The sequence below is a fragment of the Olivibacter sp. LS-1 genome, from assembly GCF_008245145.1.
Taxonomy (GTDB): Bacteria; Bacteroidota; Bacteroidia; order Sphingobacteriales; family Sphingobacteriaceae; genus Olivibacter; species Olivibacter oleidegradans.
Genome location: NZ_CP041643.1, coordinates 1,540,520 through 1,556,219, shown reverse-complemented (window position 1 = coordinate 1,556,219; position 15,700 = coordinate 1,540,520). Strand labels below are relative to the sequence as shown.

Annotated in this window: 11 protein-coding genes; 2 read left to right on the top strand and 9 right to left on the bottom strand. The window is 42.8% G+C overall.

Annotated elements, in window-relative coordinates; genetic code table 11:
* Positions 1-67: 67 nt before the first annotated feature.
* Positions 68-4,123 (bottom strand): response regulator, encoded by a 4,056-nt coding sequence (locus FKG96_RS06360; protein WP_246860248.1) that lies wholly within the window; start codon positions 4,121-4,123, stop codon positions 68-70.
* Between the two features lie 265 nt (positions 4,124-4,388).
* On the opposite strand from FKG96_RS06360, the gene FKG96_RS06355 reads away from it, so the two are divergent.
* Entirely contained in the window at positions 4,389-5,390 is a 1,002-nt protein-coding gene (locus tag FKG96_RS06355) for a FimB/Mfa2 family fimbrial subunit (protein WP_130856088.1), read from the top strand.
* 66 nt (positions 5,391-5,456) lie between these two features.
* Here the strand turns inward: FKG96_RS06355 and FKG96_RS06350 are convergent, their stop codons facing one another.
* From FKG96_RS06350 to FKG96_RS06325, 6 genes are all read right to left on the bottom strand, one after another.
* The gene (locus tag FKG96_RS06350) at positions 5,457-7,037 is read right to left on the bottom strand and encodes a RagB/SusD family nutrient uptake outer membrane protein (protein ID WP_130856087.1); all 1,581 of its coding nucleotides are present in this window, start codon (positions 7,035-7,037) and stop codon (positions 5,457-5,459) included.
* 14 nt (positions 7,038-7,051) lie between these two features.
* Positions 7,052-10,321 (bottom strand): TonB-dependent receptor, encoded by a 3,270-nt coding sequence (locus FKG96_RS06345; protein WP_242627187.1) that lies wholly within the window; start codon positions 10,319-10,321, stop codon positions 7,052-7,054.
* A gap of 215 nt (positions 10,322-10,536) precedes the next feature.
* Positions 10,537-11,544 (bottom strand): FecR family protein, encoded by a 1,008-nt coding sequence (locus FKG96_RS06340; RefSeq protein WP_130856085.1) that lies wholly within the window; start codon positions 11,542-11,544, stop codon positions 10,537-10,539.
* A gap of 248 nt (positions 11,545-11,792) precedes the next feature.
* Positions 11,793-12,428 (bottom strand): RNA polymerase sigma-70 factor, encoded by a 636-nt coding sequence (locus FKG96_RS06335; protein WP_130856084.1) that lies wholly within the window; start codon positions 12,426-12,428, stop codon positions 11,793-11,795.
* A 595-nt stretch (positions 12,429-13,023) separates the two neighbouring features.
* On the bottom strand, positions 13,024-13,236 hold the full coding sequence (locus FKG96_RS06330; RefSeq protein WP_130856083.1) for a hypothetical protein: 213 nt from the start codon (positions 13,234-13,236) through the stop codon (positions 13,024-13,026).
* A 318-nt stretch (positions 13,237-13,554) separates the two neighbouring features.
* Positions 13,555-14,196 carry a DUF6266 family protein gene (locus tag FKG96_RS06325; RefSeq protein ID WP_130856082.1) on the bottom strand — a complete coding sequence of 214 codons (642 nt, stop codon included), beginning with the start codon at positions 14,194-14,196 and terminating at the stop codon, positions 13,555-13,557.
* A gap of 177 nt (positions 14,197-14,373) precedes the next feature.
* On the opposite strand from FKG96_RS06325, the gene FKG96_RS06320 reads away from it, so the two are divergent.
* Positions 14,374-14,568, top strand: coding sequence for a hypothetical protein (locus FKG96_RS06320; protein ID WP_130856081.1), 195 nt, complete (start codon positions 14,374-14,376; stop codon positions 14,566-14,568).
* Positions 14,569-14,649: 81 nt separating this feature from the next.
* Here the strand turns inward: FKG96_RS06320 and FKG96_RS06315 are convergent, their stop codons facing one another.
* Positions 14,650-14,925, bottom strand: a complete 276-nt coding sequence (locus FKG96_RS06315; RefSeq protein WP_130856080.1) for an AlpA family transcriptional regulator — start codon at positions 14,923-14,925, stop codon at positions 14,650-14,652.
* Positions 14,926-14,965: 40 nt separating this feature from the next.
* A complete protein-coding gene (locus FKG96_RS06310) occupies positions 14,966-15,691 on the bottom strand; it encodes a LytTR family DNA-binding domain-containing protein (protein ID WP_130856079.1) in 726 nt (241 codons plus the stop codon).
* Between the last annotated feature and the right edge of the window lie 9 nt (positions 15,692-15,700).

Below are 15,700 nucleotides of genomic sequence, written 5' to 3'. Positions count from 1 at the left end.
ACTCATCACTCATCACCCATCATTCATCACTATTCCCCTACTCAACGATTCAACTAATCAACTAATCTCACAACTCAACTTTCTTCCTAAACTCCGTTGGGGTCACTTCAAATTGCTTTTTAAAGCAGATGCTGAAATACTTGGGACTATTAAAACCTGTCAAATAAGAAATTTCGGATATGGTAAGATCGGATTGTTCTAATAATTGCGCGCTGCGTTTAAGTCGTATATCCAAAATAAACTCCTTAATCGACATGCCGAGTATGTCGTTTATTTTTTGGTATAAGAGCGTGCGTCCGATTCCCATATCAGACACAAAGGATTCGACATGATAATCCATGTTACTCATATTTTTTTCGATGTGTTCCATCGCCCGTCGAAGCAAGTCTTCGTCGGCTGAAGAAATGGTAATGTTTGCAGGTTCGGCAATATATTTTTTACTATAGGACGCCTTCAGTTCATTTTGGTTTTTTATCAGGTTATCTACCTGCTTAAGCAGATAATCCATATCAAAGGGTTTATCTATAAATACATTCGCTCCACTTTCCAGTGCTTTAATTTTGTTTTCCGCATGCTTACCCAACGCCGATAGTACAATGATCGGGATATGACTCGTTTTGATGTTGGAACGGAGTTTTCGGCAGACAGCAAAGCCATCGGCTTCGGGCATCATCAAATCGGTAATCACCATTTGCGGAAATATCCGTTCGGTTTTTGCGATGCCCTCATAACCATTGCAGGTAGCATATACATTATAATGCTCCGATAATCGTTGCTCCATATAAGAGCGTAGGCTGGGGTCATCTTCAATGACAACGATACTATTCGCTTTACGCCTTGATTTATCAACCGCTTGTGTCTCTGCCGATTCAACCAACATATTGTCTATTTCTGCTATCGTATATTCATATGATCCCGGCTTATCTCCCGTTTCCTCGGTATTAGCAGTAAATGGCAAAATCACCGTAAAAGTAACGGTAGAATCGGCCGAGTATAAGCTGACTTTCCCCGCTAAATAGCTAACCAATTCTTTTACAATGGACAGACCTAATCCGGTACTTTTTTCAAAAGCCGGCCTTCCGATAGACAACCGGTTGAAAGATTCAAATATCACGTCTTTCTTATCGTCCGGAATCGTCGCGCCGGTATTGGTAATAGCAACTGAAATATAATCGCCGTGCAATGGCGGAGTTAGTCCGTACGCTGCAAGTTCTTCCCGTCCCGCTCTCTTTATTTTTACACCAACAAAGCCATTTTCGGTTGTGTATTTTATAGCGTTAGAGAATAAATTAGTGAATATCTTTTCGATTACATCGTAGTCAAATTTCGTATAGAAACTCTCCATTTCGGATTTCAAATCTGTTTCGATTCCCTTTTTATTGGCATAAAGTTCGAACAACGAGAAAATATCGCCAATGTACCGGATAATATCGCCCAGTTGCTGATTAACCGTAATTTTTTGACTTTCTATTTCTCTGAACTGGAGCAATTGGCTGATCATTCGTTGAATGCGATTTACGTTCTTTTCGATAAGCTGTACATAAGTCGCCGCAGATCGATTTTCTTGTAAGGTTTCTTTCAATTGTTTCAAGGGGTCGACTACTAAGGTGAGCGGTGTTTTCAGATCATGCGAAATATGGGTAAAGAAATTAATCCGCGCCTGCGTCAGTTCTTTCATATTTTGTTCTTTGAGTTGCTCCATTTCAAGCCGATGCTCGAATATCTTTTTATTGGTGAAATACCTCCAGATAAAATAGATAATGAATAGTACGAGTAACATATAGGCGATGTACGCCCAGACAGACAAAAATGGAGACGGCTTTATCCGGAAATACAAAACAGCCACATCATCGCCCCATAAACCGTCGTTATTGGCAGCTTTTATTTGGAAAATATAGCTTCCCGAAGGTAAATTAAAAAATTGAACCGACTTCTGACCTCGGGCGAGCGTGAACCATTTATCCGAAAGACCCAACATCCGATAAGCATATCGGTTTTTTTCGGCTTGCAGGTAACTATTAGTGGAAACCCGTATTTCTATATTCGACTGTTTATGAGAAAGCACGATTTTGTTGTCCCTATCATCTGCATAAGAAAGGGTAGCAATGTCTTGCTTTAGCAGTGCATTTTTGTCTCCCGGAACTGCCTTTTTGTTATTAATCAATAGATCGGTAAAAAAGACTTTCGGTTTTTGGTTATTTCGTGTGATCTTGCGGGGTGTAAACATAATGAACCCATTGGTTCCACCAAATAACATTTCGCCTGTCGAGGTTTTAAAACACGAACGTGCATAAAATGTACCGCAAAGATTTGTAATATCAACCGGAAATTTGCTAATCCGTTTGTTACCGTCTTCATAACAGTATAATCCGTCATTGGTACCGAACCAGACATCCTTTGAATCGCTATCTTCCAGTATGCCAAAAACGGTTTTTGCCGATAAGCCTTCCTTTTCGCCAAAATTGACATAGCTTCCGTTGCTGTCCAACCGGTTAACCCCTCCCCCACGTGTTCCAAGCCAAATAACCGAATCTGATGTAACGGCATAAGAACAAAGATTATTTACAGCATAAGGTGCGTTAGCTATATAGTAGTGTTTTAAAATGCGTCTGGTGCGAACATGTACAATATACAATCCGCTATGTGTTATGAGCCATAGCTGATCACCTTTATCCCGAAAAAGAGTTTCAATCCGCAATCGCATCGCCTTCCCCTTGGCATCAACGAGCGAGACGACTTCTATCTTTCCATTTTTTGTATTCTTGTATATCAATTCCGCATCCGGATCCGTCATCCAAATACCCGAATCAGCTTCCATGGCGAAATCGTAGACATTAAGAGGTTGTGAGCTTATCGGATGATTAATCGGCAATTCCACAAAACGATGTCGGTGCTCATCAAAATGGGCCACTCCCCCGTTAAATGCTGAGCTTTGCAAGCTCATACTATTTTTGTCGTAGTGCAGGCTTTTAATCATATTCGATCGTATACCACTTTTATTTTCCTGCGTGTAATATGAAAAATGGTCTGTTTTTCTATTCCAGTAATTTACGCCCCCACCTTCTGTACCGATCCATAAATTACCCTGCGTATCTTCTTCAAAGCAGCTGACGATCGGATGATTTAAACCTCCTAAAGTCGGTTTGAAATAATTGAGATCATTATCGAAAAAAGTCATGTAAGCCAATTTCCCTCCATACATACCGATCCATATACCCCCATCCGGATCCGGATAAATAGACCAAACCGAATTATTTGGAAGCGAGTGCGGATAATGCAAGTTGGATCGAAGCAAACGTGTCTCTTTTTTAAGCGGGTCTACCAAGAAGAGACCGGATTGCGTGGCGACCCATACAATATTTGATGCATCCAAGTAAAGGCTCTTAGTTGTGGCTGACTTTCCGTCACCGAGAGCGAGTGTGTACTGTTTTTTTACCTTCCCTTCCTGGTCGCACTCAAATAATCCGTGGCTATGCGTCAGTATATACGTCTGCCCCTGATGCACGATTAAATCCCTTATTACATACTCTGTGTTTCCCAGATCAGCAAATAAATGGTATCGTTTAGTCTCTTTATTTACCCGGTACACTTTTCCTTTTGAAGCAACATAGGTGTTATTTTCGGTGTTTATTAAAGCCGATATGGCGAGCTTTGATACGAGCGGATATTCGGTTATTTCAGCTAAACGATCCGGATGGAACGATTCGATTTTATTATTTCTGACCAACCAGATCATCCCATCTTCAGCAACCAGCAAGGTACCGATATTACCTTCCAATATGCGGTCAAACCGTTGGCTTCGGTAATTGAAGCGTAGCAGTCCGTGGTTTGTAGCCACGTATAATCTTTTAGCCTGATCGGTAATTACTTGCCCGTAGTTCCAGTATTCGCCAGGCGAATAGCTTGTAACGAGGTCATTCATCTGTATAAAAGAATGACCATTATATACAAACAAGGCGTCATATCCGCTAAACCATATTCTACCTATACTGTCTTTGGTAATGCTATGGATACCTCCGTAGTAAGAAGTCTCCGGCATGGCATGAAATCGATAATCCGAAAGAGAAACGGCAAAACCGGTCCACGGCAGTAAGAAGAAGAATAGGAAGATCAACAACCTCATAAACGAAACAATTAGGTTTATTTTAGCAAACGTAGCGACTACGTAAAGCAAAGATAGCATATTACGGTTAGCTATTAGCTATCAGCAGTCAGCTTTCAGATATCAGCGCAAATGATTACAGGAGCAGTAGCAGGCACCCATACTTATTGCGTATAACTTACAACAGCAATTAAATTTCCCATTAATAACCAATTATGCATATATAATTGTTCACCAAAACAACTTTAGCTATAATTAAATTGCAGAAGAAACTAAAACAAAAATTATGAACAAAAAAAGTCTACTATTTTTAGTCACGCTGTCCTTAATAGTTCTTTGGAGCAGCTGTGAAAAAAATTCAGGAAGAGACGAGGTCTTGCCTGAAGCAGAGGGTAAAAAGTACGAAATATCGTTTAAAGTAACGGCTTTCACACAAGAGGAAGAACCATTACCACCAAAGGTTGCATCAACAAAAAAAAACAAAGTAGCGGCTGCTTCCGATAACCCTGAGCTCGACGACGCGATTGAAAACTATATCCGACGGTTAGATTTTTTTATTTATAATAGCCAAGGTGAATTAGTTGAGCGATTAATCAGCCCAAATGAATACTCATTAACAGGCAAATACAATGAACGTTATTTCGAGCTGGAGGCAGGCAGCTATACGATGATTGTTGTTGGATCAATGGGAGGACTGACCTATGGAGATACTACGAAGTATGCAACAGCTTACTTACAGCCCAAGCAGGAAATCGAAGATGTTTTTTATAAAGAATATAAATTCACTGTGAACGAAACGGATGTAAACACAAACATGATTAATTTAGAGCGAATAGTGGGCAGTCTGGAAGTCAGGTATAGGACCTATCCAATAAGGAATGTCCAAGCTGGTCTCCCTTATATTTTCGCAAACTCCGTAAGTCGCTTTCCCTTTGATCCGAATGGCAGCTATCAATATCTGTATAGTGAATTTCCAGCTGATGGAATGAACTACCCTGGCTATTTATTGCCGAAAATTTCCGGAGAACTTGAATTTGGGCGTCCCGTTGATGTTGTTTATCGCGGTTTTATATTGCCAAACAGAAGTGGGCAATTTAATTGCGATCCGGTAATGGAGATACCAGCCAGTCGTTCGGGGGACATCACCGAACCTGACCTGGGTGATGTGACGATAAAGCCCAATGTTAAGGTAATCCTTACCGGTGGGGGCTATGCTTCGCAAGGTGGTGAATTTACTATAATCACTGCTGATTCAGTTTGGGCAGAAACGGTAAGACAAGAATTTTAGCGCTCAAGTTAAACTGGTGGGGCATTACTAGACACCCCACCAAAAACATTAATTTATAGCAATTAACTACCACCCCGGATTTTGCGTGATGCCACTATTCAACGAAATTTCGTTAGCTGGAATAGGCCATAAATAATCTCGGGAAGGGTTGAAATTTCTTGTTTCGACCAACACATAATTATTATAATCACTGCGACTGCTATCGAAGTTATTGAAGATTCCTAAAGCCCTACCTGGCATAACTTGCTCCGCAATCCGCCACCTGCGAATGTCAAATAGCCGGTTATCCTCGACAGGGAATTCTACATGGCGTTCCCTCCTAACAAGCTCCCTTAACGCGTTTTGATCGGGATGCGTAGCGGTTGTAGCCGCTGGCATGTTAACGCCATTCCGTTGCCTTACCTGGTTAATTGCGTCATAAACCGATTGATCGATCTGGCCGCTTTCGATTTTTGCTTCCGCATAGGTTAGCAGCACTTCCGCATAGCGCAAGATCATGACGTCTGCCGCTGAGCTTGTTTCCCATCCCCCACTGATGGTGGTAGGCACGTATTTTTTATAGTAGTAGCCTGAGAAAGAAGCATTGGACTGTCCGAGTGCGTCCGGCGATCCCCGTTTGGTAATATCAATTACCGTATTGTTAACCTGTGTACCGGGGACCACAATGGTTAACGTTAAACGAGGATCGCGATTTGCAAAAGGACGGTTGGCATCATACAAGGGTGATTCATCAATCGGCAACCCATCCACACACTCATAAGCATCTACCAGTGATTTTAACGGCACAATCTGCCCCCAGCCGGCAAGACTAGGTGCACCGATCCAAGTGGCATTGGGGTTAGGGTACACATTGGGTAGGTACTGTGCAGAGACAATAATTTCTCTACTTTGCTTATTATCACCGTTAAACAAACTTAGGTAATTATTGTCGATTTGATAGACACTTAAATCCATCACCTGCTTGGCCGTTTCAGCCGCCTCCTGCCAACGTTCGTTATAAAGCTCCACCCGTGCTTTTAAGGCCAATGCCGCGCCCTTGGTAATCCGTCCGTACTCGCTCGCTGCATAAGTTTCCGGTAAATCATTACTAATAGCACTGAGTTCATCCAATATAAATTGAACAACTTCAGCCTTCGGTGTTTTTTCGATATCAAACTCCTCCGGTGCTTGGATGTGGGTTATCAAGGGTACATCTCCAAATAAACCCGTCAGCTGTTGATACGCGTAGGCTCGTAAAAATCTTGCTTCGCCCAGCAGACGTGCCTTGATGGCCGGATCGAGATTCGGTACACGGTCAATATTGTCGGTCACATCATTAGCCCGGGCCACCTGTTGATACAGATTTTTCCAGAAATTGCCGAAGGTACCGGTACCCGGCGTGGCGCTGCCATTGGCAACAAACTGAATATCCACCGGCCAATTACTCCACGAGTAACTGTCATCAGTGGCACAAGAAATAAAAAAACGTTCGTTCGAACCTAAATAGCGATAAATTTCGGTTACCGCGCGTTCCGCGTCTTCTTGTGACGACCAATAGGTTGTATTCCCCAGGTTATCCAGGGGCTGTCTGTCCAAGTCTTTCGAACAGCCGGCCATGCAAAACAAAATGGCCGCTGTCAGTATTTTTATATAGCTTTTATGTATCATGTTATTGCTGGATATTAAAAGTTTGCGTTTAAACCAAAAGTGATTGTTCGTACCTGCGGATAGTACCGAATATCATTCGGTGCTTCCGGATCCACATCTTTCGGTAAAGAAGAAAAAGTTAACAGGTTCTGGCCGGTAGCGAAAATCCGCAAGTTGCTGATAAATGTTTTTGCTAAAATGGATTTAGGCAACCGATAGCCAATCGACACATTCTTAAGCCGCAGATAGGCGCCACTTTTAACCCAGAACGACGAAGGTTGATAGTTTACCGCAGAGGTAATCAACCGGGGGAAGGCCGCATCCGTATTTTCCGGTGTCCAGCTATCTAACCAATTACTGCGAATATTACCGTCCAGGTTTTCTCGGGCTTTCTCAATATTCAAGGTATTGACGTCTACCTTTCCTACCCCTTGTAGAAAGGCACTGAAATCAAAATTCTTATACGACGCGCCCAAGTTAATTCCGTAATTATAACGAGGAATATTGCTACCCAAATAAGTAAAGTCATTCACAATATCAAAAACTCCATCATTATTCAGGTCCTCGTAGATCAAATCGCCCGGCCCAACGGACGGAGAAATAACCGCATGCTGCGCGACCTGTTCAGCCGTTTGGTAAATGCCAGCCACCTGATATCCGTAAAAGGCACTGATAGGCCTACCGACGAAATTACCTGTCGCAATATTATTGCTATTGATTGTCACTTGGTCAGCCCCTTTCAGATCCGTAATCTCATTACGCACATCCGAAACGTTCAAACCGATGCTGTATTTAAATTCATCACCCAACTGGTCTTGATAATTCATAGCAAGCTCCCATCCCGAATTCTTGACAGAAACTGCGTTTTGTACCGTTGGCTCCAAGCCTACCGACGAAGGAATGGGCAAGTTGAACAAAATGTCCTTTGTTCTCTTATCGAAGTAATCGAAGGTAACATTCAGTTTTTTGAACAAGGTAAAGTCCAATCCAAAGTTGGCAATATTGGTGGTTTCCCAGGTAAGCCCACTGTTCGGATAATTCCGCAAACCCGCGGTTTGATAAAGCACACCACCTATCGGATAACTATTTAAAAAGTAGTTGGATTGATACGGATAATTACCATCAATATTGCTTCCTAAGGCTCCACCGCCGAGTGCATCATTACCCAAGATACCATACGACGCTCTCAGCTTGAGATCCTGCACAAAAGAAACATTTTTCATGAAATTCTCCTGCGATATCCGCCAACCGGCAGAAGCAGAAGGGAACCATCCCCAGCGTTCACCATCCGAAAAGCGCGAAGAACCATCCCGACGAATGTTTGCCTCAAAAAGATACTTATCGTTAAACGTATAATTGACCCTACCGAAATAAGAGATCAAGGTATATTGCTCCGCACTACCGGTAGCTACCTGACCATCGGCGGCACCGGCATCAATCTGACTTAAGTTGCCATTCGGTAAATTGAGTCGCATACCACTCAAATTGTCCGTATATTGATTTAAATATGAAGCTCCACCGAGTAATTTGATATAATGTTTAGAGAAGGTTCTTTCATAATTGGCCAAAGCCTGGTAGTTCTCGTTGCGGTATCCCGTATAAATCTTACGGATGTCGTTCCGACCGATCGGTGCATCCAAATTAACATAGGTAAACTGCTTTGTATGTTGGCTATTATACATCGTCTGCATATTATTCGATGCAATAGCACTTAGCGTCATGCCTTCAATGGGACGATAGTTAAGCCGAAGATTACTGGTATAAAGTTGGTCTTTTAAACTATACAAACCACCCTCTTCCTGTAGACGCAGCATATTATTTTCGCCCCGCAAAGCCCGCCAATTTCCATTTTCGTCTTTACTCGATTGGATCGGCGTCACTAAATAAGCCTGGCCAAACTGAAACCAAGCAGCATCTCCGCTAGGTGCCTGCGGTTCATCCCTATTGGCAATACGGGCAGAAAGATCTGCATTGAAGTCGAGCTTATCCGAAATTTGAAAATCGGTATTCAGGCGCAAGGTAAGGCGATCGAAATTCATGCTTTTCACCAACCCGGCTTGGTCAAAATAATTCCCCGAAAATCGATATTTCGTTTTTTCGCTTCCCCCGCTGAGCGATACATTATGTTGTTGTTGAAAGCCTGAGCCCGACAAGACATCTCGGTACCAATTATTGTCCGGATAAACAATCGGATCCCGATTAGGATCATTATAGGCATTAATACGGTCTTGCGTAAACTGTTCGGAGCCACCGGAATTTGTATACATAAGATTCACCAACCGCATATAATCCTGCGCACCTACAAAATCCGGCGTGCGAATGGCCTCTTGCCATCCAAAATAATTACCATAACTAACTTGAGGCTTGTTCGCAGCTCCTCTTTTAGTCGTCACCAAAATCACCCCATTTGCTGCACGTACGCCATAGATAGAAGCTGCGGCGGCGTCTTTCAAAACAGATACCGACTCAATATCGTTGGCATCAATGTCATTCAAGCTGATGGTATTATCATAACGGACTCCATCGATTAACACCAAAGGACTATTATCATTTAAGGTTCCCAAGCCACGTATACGCAATGCACCTTGGTCGCGCCCCGGTTGCCCGCTACTGGTGGTAACTGTTAAACCAGCCGACAAACCTTGCAAGGCTTGAGATGCTTGCCCAACGGGTTGTCTGCTGATATCCTCTTGTTTAATGGTTGCAACCGAACCCGTCAGATTCACTTTCTTCTGCGTGCCATAGCCAACAACTACTACCTCATCTAAGCCCTCGGCTGCCAGTTGCAGCCCTGTTCTCAGTTCCTTTTGCCCGGTATAAGCCAATTCAGTCGTTTCATAGCCCACATACGAAAACACCAACACCTCACCATTCGCTATGTTGACCTGATAACGGCCATTAGCGTCCGTCACCGCTCCCCTGTTTATCCCCTTAACACGTACGCTCACGCCCGGCAACGGGTTCCCCGCTTCATCTACCACCACACCGCTTACCGTTTGTTGCTGCATGGGATCGTTAATAACGATCAGATTATTCTCCAACAAGGTATAAGAAATCCCCTTCTTAGCTAGCACCCGATCCAATATTTTCAAAACCGACTCTTGTTCGGCTGTTATATTGATATCATTTTTGGTGAAGATCGCCTGTTGGTTAAAGACAAAACGAAAATCCGTTTTCGTTTCCAGTTCATTCAGCAGATCGGCAATACTGACCGATTTCAGCTTCAGCGATACCCTGCTTTGCGCTTTCACCGCTGAGTATGCCTGAAGCTGCACCAGCAGCAACAGGATCAAAGTAAGTTTCATGGTTATTAGGATTTGAAAAAGCATACGCTTTCTAATAACACCGCTTAGGTGCGAAAAAAAAATCATATTTTTACTAGAATTAAGTTAAAGCCAGCTTTCGCCAAAAAGCTGGCGCGATTTTGATTTAATTGTACATCTTGTGGAAGCTGCCTGGGGCAGCTTTCACTTTTAGGTTGGGGGTATCGTTCCGTTCATACTTAGGTGGTTGTTAAAAATTAGTCATATATCATTATTTTATCCGATGCTTGTTGATAGCTAAAATTACTGGCCATTTTCAGCGCTCTTAAGATCTGGCCAATATCTTCTTTCTCAAAGACGGCATTAAAGCGCAAGGCAGGCGCCCGCTTTCCCTGAAATTCAATTTCGACACCATATTTTCTTTCCAATGTACGGGCCAGCTCTTCAAAGGGCGTATCCTTGAACACCAATTTATTATCCAGCCAACTGGTCTCCACAGAAAGCGTGTCTTTTGGATGAAAAAAAGAGATGCTCGACCGTTCGATTTTCTGCTTGGAGGGAGCAGCCTCCTTGGCTACCGGGTTATAGATCGTTAACTTTTCCGACGGTTGTAGACGAACCGTTTTCTCTGCCTCACCTTTCAAGGACACTTCTACAACCCCTTCAATCAAGCTGGTTTCCGTTTTATTTTCATCGGGATAAGCCCGCAGATTGAAGGAAGTGCCCAAAACTTTCAAATATGCATGGTGTGTACGCACAATAAAGGGACGTTTCTCATCTTTCGCCACTTTGAAGAAAGCTTCACCTACTAAGTAAACTTCGCGCGTGAGCGAATCGAAAGTCTTTGGATAAGTTAAGCTGCTCGCCGCATTCAAGGTAACGCTCGTGCCATCTTCCAACACCCAGGTCCGTTGCTGATTCGCTGTAGAAACCTCCTGATCCGGATTCCGCCCCATCTGATAGAACCAAAAGGCTAAAGAAACCAGAACGAGCACGGCTGCCGCTGCCGTTAAACGCCATAAAAAACTCGGGATTAGCTTTTTAGGAGCAGCTGGCAACTCTATCTTACTCAGTACTTTATTAAACAAGTCTTTATCGCGATCACTAGACGTTTCCTTACGATTCCAATACTGATGTAGCAGTTGATATTCCGCCTTCAGCTCGCTGCTACTTTCCAATAAACCCTTAAGCTCAGCTGCTTCTTCCACAGTCAGTTGATCACTCAGTTCCTTTGCTAATAAATACTCAAATCGTTGATGCAGCATAAAATTAAATGGAAGAGATTCAAATAAAAAATCGGTCCGTATTTTAACAGACAGTTTTTTGACAGGAAATGCGTACAAGAAAGAAAAAAAAAGTTATAAGTTTTATGTTATAGGTTATAGGTCTAAGGTAGGATTTCTGCTACTGCAACTATTTAATACTTCTTAACGACTCAACTATTCAACTACTCAACTATTCAACTATTTAACGACTCAACTATTCAACGACCCAACTATTTAACTACTCACAGCTAACCCCTAATACCCCAAGAGGCAAGAAATAAAAAAAGCAATGTAAAAAGCTTATTCTTTGTAGCAAAGTAATCCCGTTTATTATAAGCTTGTAGCCATTCTCGTAATTTTTGAATTGCCCGACGCATGTGAGTTTGCACCGTTCTTGGAGAGATATCTAACAGATCAGCCACTTCCTGGTATTTCATACCATCTTCCTTAATCAAACGAAAAACGAGCAAGGTCTGTGTAGGTAAACGGGCAATGATACCATCCATTTTCATAAAGAACTCTTTTTTTTCGAGTTCGCTGTTCGGATTACTCGCGTCTACCAATATCACTTCATCTGTTAGACTGGTTTGTAATTGCAAATGAGAGTATTGTTTCACATGATTCAGCGCCCGGTTTTTTACTGCCATAAAGAGGTAGGCTTTCGGGTTTGTGACATGCTGCAATTCGGCCCGTTTATTCCAGCAGGCAACAAATACATCAGAAACAATTTCTTCCGCAGCATGTTCATGATGAATGATGGTATGGCAAAAATTGATGAGGTTACGGTTCAACTGATGAAAGAGGAGTTCGAACGATTTAATATCATTCGAAAAGCATACTTGATCCCACAAGTATTTTAGTTGCACGTTAGGTTGGTCAGTCATACATCCTTCTCGAACGTCAAAGATACACTTTATGATGAAAAAATCACGCTCGTTCCAGATTAAGTTACGATCAGCAGTCAGTATTCAGCCATCAAGACAAGCCATTACAGTGGTACGCGCCAGTTGCACTAGCACGAGTTCCTACTTAAAACCTATCACTTAAAACTTATAACTAAAAAGCTATCAGCAGTCAGCTTTCAGTCATCAGCTTTAATAATGTATTATTACAGTGGCACGGGTAATCGCAATAGCACAAGCTCCTACTTAAAACGTATCACTTAGAACTTAGAACTAAAAAGCTATCAGCAGTCAGCTTTCAGCCATCAGCTTTAATAATGTATTATTACAGTGGCATGGGCAATCGCAATAGCACAAGCTCCTACTTAAAACCTATCACTTAAAACTTATAACTAAAAAGCTATCAGCAGTCAGCTATCAGCTTTAATAATGTATTATTACAGTGGCACAAGCAGTTGCAGTAGCACAAGCTCCTACTTAAAACGTATCACTTAGAACTTATAACTAAAAAGCGGGCATATAACCATAACCACCAGACAGAAAATAAACACCCGGTTGTGCAACCGGGTGTTCACTTCTAAGGCCTATCTTCTTTTGTAACGCTTGATACCGCCGAAGCCACAATACCGGCCGTAGCGAGGTAACCCGCAATGGTAGTTACCGTTGCCGGTAAAGCGATCGGAGCAGCCAATAGTGCCCCCCCTATCGCTCCTAAAGTTAATCCGATCGTTCTAATTTTTTTAAAGAACTTCGGTGTTGGGGATTTGATTCTTTTTGTTATTTCGTCCATTTTCGTTATTGGTTATTCGTTATTGGTTGTTCGTTGTTGGTTATTGGTTGTTGGTTATTGGTTGTTGGCTTTCGGATGTCAGCTGTCGGCTTTACGCTGTAGGCTATAAGCGTTAGACGCTATTAAGCACTGCTGCTACTGCCACTGCTACTATCCAGCCATCACATTGGCTCATCATCACATTGGCTAATTATTTCAGGCTTTCGGATGTCAGCTATCAGCCTTATGCGGTAGGCTATAAGCGGTAGGCGCTCGCAAAGCACAACTAAACTCGTCAGCGAAAGCAAACCGACCGAGGTCGGTTCGCTTATGCGCAGTTTAGGACACAGTGATCGATCCTGCGTATTGACTGTTGGACGTTACAATACCTTCACGGTGTGCCATAATTACCCACACAGCGAGTTCATCGCCGGAAAAGACCGTTGGCAGTTCGATGCTTAGGTTGCCATCGGCCCGTGTGGACTGCTCCATGATATCAAAAAAAGCTTTGTTTTTGTTGTATACCAGTACAATCACCTCATCATCGGCAAAGGCCGTGAATCTGTTCATTTTAGGTTGCCAGGTTAAGGTAGCTTCGCCAGGGCTTGTTTCCGCGAGTTCCAGACCAAAAAGAGGTGCCAGACGTCCACGACTCAAATTCACTTGCTCATAGGCAATTTCCAAATTCGGATAATCTCCTACTACCCCGTGTTGCAACATTTGCCTAAGGGCAACGTTGTAACCGGTCGCCTTCGTCTGCTGCAAATCGCTGAAGCCGATGTTCAGCAGGTCCTTAATCGGACTTAAGAAAGCGACCGCCATCCCAAATTTCGCTCGTTGCGATAACTGCGCATCCGTTGCCGGTTTATTCGAAGGTCGTGGCAAACTTCGCATGTAATCAACCGAACGCCATCTCGCGCCGATGTTGTTACCTACCTTACCTGAAAAAGCACCATTGATTCCCTTTAAAAATTTTCCCATTTGTTTTCTTTTTAAACGTTTTACAAATTTTCAACTCATTCAGACACATGTATATACCGGTATTTCTGTATCCTTGACGCAAACATAGGTCGACAGAACAGCCTCGGCAATTAATGATTGGAGATGACAGGAATTGATAGCAGGTGATCGTAGATGACAACATACAATCATTTAATAATGGGATTTATTTTTTATTTTAAGCAAAGAAACGGCGGTCTTGGAGCAGACGGGAACCAAGCAAGTTCGGCAAAAAATCGAAGGTCTTCGAAGGCTCCCGAAGCCTTGTCGAAACCGCTCGAAGAAAACTCAATAAATTGCCGAACAGCACAAGGAACAAATTCAACGGAAAAGCGAAGTGTAGCCGAAGCCTAAGCAACGGATTGCCGAAGCAGTCTCAAGCCAGTGTCGAGGCAGTCCCGACCATCTGTCGACGGCAACTCGAAGAACCGTGAACTAAATTCTACCGCGTCTTTTGCTTTCTTCCAACGCTTCCACCAAATCGGCTTCATAGAAGTAATGTCGGCTCCCCTTCATCCTTGGTTTAAGCGCCCCCTTCTTCACAAAGCGATAATAAGTAGCTTCACTGATATTCAATTTATTCATTACATCCTGTGCACTTAACAAACGTTCGGGCAAATGTTGACGAGGCGATAAACACTGCTCAGTGAGGCTTTCCAGAAACTTATGAATTTGCACAACGCTTTGAATCAATAGGTCTATCTTATTCATATGGTTTTAAGGTTAAAATTAGAAAGGCAAAACCCAGGAGCTAGAGCTTATGCTCATTTAGCCAGTCAAAAAAATCTTTTGCAAGATGTTTCATCCGAGAAATCGGAAAAGGTTCAGCTACGTGATATAAATAAACCTTAGCATTTGCATAGTTTTTATAATATTCCGTACCAATAACAAAAGCATTGGAAATACGGACAAAAAGGTTCTTGGGCAAAGCGCGATAAACCCGCGTCAAGGATTCGCTCACCATAATCTCCTCTTCCCGCAGTACAAGTTTTACCCCACCCTCAACGGCTTCCATATAAAGGATATCTTCAAAAAGGATTTTATAGTTTTTTAGCTTATCTTTCGCATTCACGAGAAAATAATCCTGTGCAATCCGTGTACCGTTTAGAATGGCATGAAATTGCGACTCACGTAAGCGGGTAACCACGTCGAAGAATCGCGCAAAATCGACCGGCTTAAGCAGAAAGTCCGCTACCCGATGCTCGAAGCCATCGTAAGCATACTGTCGATGAGCCGTGCAAAGCACCACTTTTGTACCCGGATTTACCCATTTAATCAGATCAAAAGCAGTTAACTCAGGCATTTCCACATCCAGAAATAAGATATCCGGTTGGTATTTCCGTAGTTTAGCAAGAGCTTCCGTAGCATCATTCGTTTTAAAAAGCAGCCGAACGTTCTGCATTTTGCTGAGGTATGTATTTAGCAGGTGTACCGCTTGGGGATCATCGTCCACAATACCGCATGTTAAGATGTCCATGTTTGTTCT